This window comes from Cognatilysobacter segetis (genome assembly GCF_004359965.1).
GTDB classification, from domain to species: domain Bacteria; phylum Pseudomonadota; class Gammaproteobacteria; order Xanthomonadales; family Xanthomonadaceae; genus Cognatilysobacter; species Cognatilysobacter segetis.
This window is the reverse complement of record NZ_SMRQ01000125.1, coordinates 1-637: the sequence shown is the minus strand read 5'-3', so window position 1 is coordinate 637 and position 637 is coordinate 1. Positions and strand designations below refer to the sequence as shown.

Genomic DNA, 637 nt, shown 5'->3' with positions numbered 1-637 from the left:
TCCCAGCGGCGCTTGAGCTCACCGCGGCGCGCGGTGCCGGTCGCCAGCGTGTCCTCGCCGTCCATGAGGAACCAGCGGACGCCGGCCCGGTCGTCCGGTGAACCCAGGATTTCCCACTCGAGCCGGTACGTCCTGCCGCCCAGTTCGAGCGTGGCGACGTCGTCCTTGCCGCCCTGCAGGCGCCCGTTGCGCGGCGCGCCAAGCCAGGGGGCGATGGTGAGCACGCCGACCTGTTCGCCATCGCGGCGATAGAGGCGCGTGCTGAAAGCGCTGAAGGCTTTGGCGATCAACATGTCGGTCGGATCCCCTGCGCGCCGGGCGGGGCCACGACGCATCCGTGCCGACGATACGGCCGACCGCGACGCGCGGTCCAACGGGGGCGGGTGCGCGTCCCCGCAGGCGTCCGATCGACGCTTGAGGCTCGAAGCCTCGTCGATGAGGCGCCCGAGCCTGATCGATGAGGCTCAAAGCCTCACGCACGAGGCAAAAAGCCTCATCCACGAGGCTCTAAGCCTCACCGTTGAGGCTCAAAGCCTCACGCACGAGGCAAAAAGCCTCATCGATGAGCCTCCAAGCCTCGCGCATGAGGCTCCCGAGCCTCATCGATCAGGCGAAAAGCCTCACGCATGAAGCAAAA

At 67.7% G+C, this 637-nt stretch carries 1 protein-coding gene; it reads right to left on the bottom strand.

Features of this window, described 5'->3' with window-relative positions; genetic code table 11:
* The coding region (locus E4F61_RS14205) for a hypothetical protein (RefSeq protein WP_133480255.1) at positions 1–293 on the bottom strand (293 nt) is incomplete at its 3' end.
* Positions 294–637: the final 344 nt, after the last annotated feature.